This window comes from Streptomyces sp. MB09-02B (genome assembly GCF_033794485.1).
Taxonomy (GTDB): Bacteria; Actinomycetota; Actinomycetes; order Streptomycetales; family Streptomycetaceae; genus Streptomyces.
The window spans coordinates 1-5,438 of record NZ_JARGEE010000532.1 but is presented as its reverse complement, the minus strand read 5'-3'; the positions used below and the strand labels follow the sequence as shown (position 1 = coordinate 5,438).

The 5,438-nt window shown below is 70.7% G+C and carries 4 protein-coding genes and 1 pseudogene; 4 read left to right on the top strand and 1 reads right to left on the bottom strand.

From position 1 onward, the window contains the following. From P1P70_RS39890 to P1P70_RS39875, 4 genes are all read left to right on the top strand, one after another. A partial coding sequence (locus tag P1P70_RS39890; protein WP_319246684.1) for a winged helix-turn-helix domain-containing protein occupies positions 1–280 on the top strand: 280 nt, incomplete at its 5' end. A 33-nt stretch (positions 281–313) separates the two neighbouring features. Beyond that, positions 314–820 (top strand): glutathione peroxidase, encoded by a 507-nt coding sequence (locus P1P70_RS39885; protein ID WP_319246681.1) that lies wholly within the window; start codon positions 314–316, stop codon positions 818–820. Between the two features lie 106 nt (positions 821–926). Continuing rightward, complete coding sequence (locus P1P70_RS39880; protein ID WP_319246685.1) at positions 927–1,793, top strand: MerR family transcriptional regulator; 867 nt, start codon at positions 927–929, stop codon at positions 1,791–1,793. A gap of 305 nt (positions 1,794–2,098) precedes the next feature. Then, the gene (locus P1P70_RS39875; RefSeq protein WP_319246678.1) at positions 2,099–3,781 is read left to right on the top strand and encodes a hypothetical protein; all 1,683 of its coding nucleotides are present in this window, start codon (positions 2,099–2,101) and stop codon (positions 3,779–3,781) included. Between the two features lie 131 nt (positions 3,782–3,912). Here the strand turns inward: P1P70_RS39875 and P1P70_RS39870 are convergent. Further along, positions 3,913–5,235: pseudogene (locus P1P70_RS39870) on the bottom strand (D-alanyl-D-alanine carboxypeptidase family protein); the annotation flags it as partial. Positions 5,236–5,438: the final 203 nt, after the last annotated feature.

Sequence of the window (5,438 nt, the reverse complement as noted above, 5' to 3'; positions counted from 1 at the left end):
CCTCGGCTCTCTCCTCGGCGAGAACCGCGCCCGGGTCCTCGTCCTCCTCGGCTCCCCCATGAGCACCACCCAGCTCTGCGCCCTCACCGGGCAGGGCCTCGGCTCCGTCGGCCGTCATCTGAAGGTGCTGCTGGACGCCGGTCTCGTACGGCGCGGGCGGGCCGGCCGCTCTGTCCTGTACGCGCGGACGGCAGCGGGAGAGGTGCTTCTCCAGGCGGGCCGAGCGGACCTGGCGGACCAGGCGGGCCGGCCGGCCGCCGGGGGCGTGAACCCGCCCTGAGGGGGCGCGCGATGCCGGAGATAGCATCCGTTTATGACTACTGACAACGCCGCCCCCTCCGTCCTGGACGTGCAGATCGACGCCCTCAAGGGCGGCCCCGCGGACCTCGCCCAGTACGCCGGCCAGGCCGTCCTCGTCGTGAACGTGGCCTCCAAGTGCGGCCTCACCCCCCAGTACACCGGCCTCGAGGCGCTCCAGGCCCGCTACGCCGCGCAGGGCTTCACCGTGCTCGGCGTGCCGTGCAACCAGTTCCTCGGGCAGGAGCCCGGCTCGGCCGAGGAGATCGCGGAGTTCTGCTCGGCGACGTACGGCGTCACCTTCCCGATGACCGAGAAGGTCGAGGTCAACGGAGAGGGCCGGCACGCCCTGTACGAGCGGCTCGTGGACCACGCGGACGCCGAGGGCCACACCGGCGACATCCGCTGGAACTTCGAGAAGTTCCTGATCGGCCGCGACGGCTCGGTCGTCGCGCGCTTCTCGCCGCAGACCGAGCCCGAGTCGGCGGACCTGGTCGCCGCCGTGGAGAAGGCCCTCGGCTGACGCCCTCGGCCGCCGTTGACCTTGCCCCTGGGGCAAGGGGCACCGTTCCTCTCGCCGGGCGGAGGGCGCCCGGTGACGGAGGATGCCCCCTGTGACCCCCTTGGACATGGACGACCTGCTCACCATCGGCGCCTTCGCCGCCCGCGCACGGCTGTCGGCGAAGGCGCTGCGGCTGTACGACCGGCTGGGGCTGCTCCCGCCGGCGTACGTCGACGAGGCGAACGGCTACCGGTACTACCGCGCCGACCAGGTCGAACGTGCCCGGCTGGTGGCCCTGCTGCGGCAGCTCGACATGCCGCTCGCGCGGATCGCCGAGATCGTGGGCCTCGTCGGGCGGGACGGGACGCGGGCGGCCGACCGGCTGGCCGCGTACTGGGCCGGCGCCGAGGAGCGGTTCGCATCCCAGCGGACCCTGGTCGCCTACCTCCGTGGACGGTTGTCGGGAACGGAGTCAGGCATGGAAGAGACGTACGGGATGTTCGCGGTCGAAACGGTCGACACCGCCCCTCAGGTGCTGTTGACCCAGTCGCGGCACACCCTCGCGGACGAACTGCCCGCGTGGATCGGGGCGTCGCTCGGACGGCTGGAGGAGGGTGCGGCGGCCTGCGGCGGCGTCACCGGGGCGCCGTTCGTCGTGTACCACTCCGAGGTGTCGATGGAGAGCGACGGGCCGGCGGAGTCGTGTGTGCCGGTGGCCGACGAGGGTGCCGCGCGCGCCTGGGCCGCCGAACACGGGAGGGCCTGGGAGACCGGGGTGCGCGTGGAGCCGGCGGCGCGGCTCGCGTACACCCGGATCAGCAAGGCCCAGGTGGCCCATCCGCAGATCCTCGCGGCGTTCGAGGCGGTCGAGCGGTGGATCGCCGCGCGGGGATTGCGGGTCACCGGCCCGTGCCGCGAGATCTACTTCGCGGACTGGGACGCGGCGGGCCCCGAGGACCCGGTGTGCGACGTGGCGTTCCCGGTCGCATCCTGAGCCGTGTAGTACCGGTACGGCCGAGGGGTTTCCCTACGGCCGTACCGGATCGCACGGGTCCTGTCGGCCAACTGTCAGCGGGTGATTAGCGTCTACCCCGACACACGGACGCACCAATCCGCGGACGCGGACGGACACGGACGCACCGACCCACGGACGCACCACACATGGACGACACCCGCCCGCACGAGTCGAAACGGAACGGACGAGCCGCAGTGGCCTTTGCCGAGCTGACCCCACGACGACCCGTCTCGCGTGCCGACGGGCCGTCGCCGTCGCGCGAGCCTTGGCGGGAACGCCATCGAGTGCCCCTCACGGCCGCCCTGTGCGCCCTGCCGCTGTACGTCGTGTGGTGGGCGGTCTTCGCGACCGGCGGCGGCGATCTGGCGGCCCAGGTGGCGTGGGCGGAGTTCGCGAAGACGTACCCGGACTCCGCGGTCAACCTGTTCTGGTACGGGGGGCTCCACGCGGCCAACTACAGCGTGCTCTCGCCGTATCTGATGGCCGCGCTCGGAGTCGTCCCGGTCACGCTGCTGTCGGGGCTCTCCGCGTCCTGGCTGGCCGGCGAGGTCGTCACCCGCACGGGCGTACGGGCGCCGGTTCCGGTCGCGCTGGCGGCGACGTTCTCGCTGTGGTGCCAGGTGGTGTCGGGGCGCTCCACGTTCATGCTGGGCACGGCCTTCGCGATGGGCGCCCTGCTGGCGGTGGTGAGCGGGCGTACCGGGCGGCACATCGCGGTGGGTGCGGTCTGCGCGACGCTGTCCACGTTGGGGAGCCCCGTCTCCGGGCTGTTCCTCCTCGTGGTCGGTGCCGCGTACCTGCTGTGCCGTGAGTGGGGCCGGGCGGCGGCGCTGCTCGCGCCACCGGTGACCGTCGTCGCCGTGACCACGCTGCTGTTCCCCTTCGAGGGCGAGCAGCCGATGGCCTTCAGCCGGATATGGCCGCCGGTGGTGCTGTGCGCGGTGGTGGTACTGGTCGCGCCTGGCGCCTGGCGGGTGCTCCGCCTGAGCGCCGCGATCTACGCGCTCGGCGTGGTCCTCTGCTACCTGATCCCCACCCCCATCGGCACCAACGTCGAGCGCCTCCTGGAACTGGCGGGCCCGGCCGCGGCCCTGGCGATCTGTCTGTACCGGGGCGAGGCGCGTACGGCCGAGGCCCGGCTGCCCCTGCCCTGGTTCACGCCCCGGCGGCGCGTCGTGGCCGGCGCGGTGGCCCTGGTCCTCTCCGTGACCTGGCTGACCGGCAAGACGACCGCCGACATCGTCACCAACACCAAGGTGCCCGAGTGGGCCGTGAAGACCGACGGTGTGGTGAAGGAGCTGAAGCGGCTGGGTGCCTGGAAGACCCGCGTCGAGGTCGTGCCGGCCCGCGACCACCGTGAGGCCGCCATCCTCGCGCCGTACATCAACATGGCGCGCGGCTGGAACCGGCAGGCCGACGTCGAGCGCGGACGTCTCTTCTACGAGGGTCACGGCGGGACCGAGGTGCCCGAGGGGGCGTTCACCCCGGCGGCATACAAGGCGTGGCTGTCGCAGTGGGCCGTCGGTTTCGTCGTCCTCGTCAACGGCGAGCCGGACGGGCCCGCCGAGCTCGAACACGCGTTGGTGAGCAGCGGGCCGGACTATCTGGAGCCGGTCTGGCAGGACGCCAACTGGAAGATCTACCGGGTGAAGAACGCGACACCGCTCGTCGACAGGCCGGCCACCGTCGTCAGCGCCGACGGGGCCAACCTCGTGGTCCACATGCCTCGGGCGGGCGAGGTCACCGTCCGCGTCGCCTACTCGCCGTGGCTCTGGGCCGACAACGGCTGCCTCACCGCCGACCGCGAGTCCGACGGCGAGCTCACCGAGTTCACCCGCCTCACGGTCCACGAGGCGGGCGACGTACGCATCAGCTCCCAGTACGGCGGACCGTCCCGGACGACGACCCTGGAGTGCGAGAAGGAAGCGGACGAGAAGGCGGAGTCGGGGGACGTGCAGGGCGGGTGACATGAGAGCGCCCCTCCTGGCCGTACGGCCAGGAGGGGCGCTTCCGGGAGGTCCGGCGGCCGGTGGGGCGGTCACCCACCGGCACTCGGCTCAGCCGCTCGGTTCCAGCCGCTCGGGTCGGCTCACGCGGATCAGCTCACCCGGGTCAGCTTGGTGAGGAAGCCGGGGTCGGTGAGGGGCTTCTGGAGGGCCACGGGGACCTCTACGCCCTCGCCCGCGCCGTCGCCGACGATCAGGGTGCCGACCTCGGTGCCCGACTTCGCCTCGTGCGGGATGGCCGCGCTCGCGTCGAGTTCCAGCTTGACGGTCTTGCCCGCCCAGCCGACCGCCGCGACGTTCTTCGTCGCCACGACCGGGGTCCGGCCACCGAGCCCGTCGTCGACGTACCCGACGACATCGCCCTTCTTCAGGATCGTGTCGGAGGTCACCGCGTCCTGGGCGGCGATCATGGCCGTCTTGCTGACCGCGTTGACGGTGTCGATGATCGGCGGGGTGTGCTGGCCGAGGACCGCGCCGACGACGATCGCCGTCTCGTCGCCGACCTCCTTCGTGCCCGCGAAGAGGAGGTTGCCGCCGGCGGCCGTGGTGGAGCCGGTCTTGATGCCGATGGCGTTGTTGTAGGGGACGAGACGGTTGTAGTTGTCCCACTTCTGACCCGAGGGGTCGAACCAGACGGGCAGCCTGGTGATGTCCGTGAGCGCCTTCATCTTCACCAGCTCGTTGCCGAGCTTGACCTGGTCCTCGGCGGTGGAGACGGTCGTCTCCTTCAGGCCGGACGGGTCGGTGTACGTCGTGTTCTTCATGCCGAGGTCCTTGGCGGCGGCGTTCATCTTCTTGACGAACTCCGCCTCCGAACCGTTGCTGTCCCAACGGGCGAGCAGCCGGGCGATGTTGTTCGCGGACGGAATCATGATGGCCGCGATCGCGTCGTACTGGGAGAGCTGGTCGCCCTCCTTGACGGTGTTGAGGGTGGACTCGCCGTCCTTGTCGTAACCGCCCTCGGTCTCCGCCTTCGCGTCGACGGGGATCGTCTTGCCCTTCGAACCGGGCTTCATCGGGTGTTCCTTGAGGATGACGTAGGCCGTCATCGCCTTGGCGACGGAGCCGATGGCGACGGGCTTCTGCTCGCCGAAGCTGTCCATCGTGCCGATGCCGTTGACGTCCATCCAGCCCTGGCCCTCGTCGGGCCACGGCAGGGAGACCTTGCCGCCCTCGAAGGCGTACGACGCGTCGGTGGTGAGGGCGAGGGTGGGGGTGGGGAGCGGGCGTACGGCCTGTACGACCGCAAACACGATCACCAGCAGGATCGCCAGCGGGGTCCAGATCTTGACCCTACGGATGATCGTCCGCACCGGGGTCTGGCGCGGCGGGGGCGTGTTCGTCAGCTCCGCCAGCAGGTCCAGCGGGGGCTTCGGGGGCAACGGCTGCTGCGTCGTCCGCTCCGGGCCCACCCGCCGCGCCCGACCCCGCTGCCGACGATCCTCCGTAGGGTCACGAACCTGTCGCTTATACACATCTGGGGGCTCCCCAGCACAGCCACACTTAGGACACAGCGGATGCCGTCAGCTAAACGTAAAGAGACAATCCAAGCCTCTTATAAAACATGAGACTAGCTCCCAAGAGGAGATGGTAAGACACTATAGCACCAAGAAAAAAA

Bases quoted from the DNA above. Each gene is read 5' to 3' on its own strand.
- P1P70_RS39885 (WP_319246681.1), top strand. From the start codon at position 314: ATGACTACTGACAACGCCGCCCCCTCCGTCCTGGACGTGCAGATCGAC.
- P1P70_RS39880 (WP_319246685.1), top strand. From the start codon at position 927: ATGGACGACCTGCTCACCATCGGCGCCTTCGCCGCCCGCGCACGGCTG.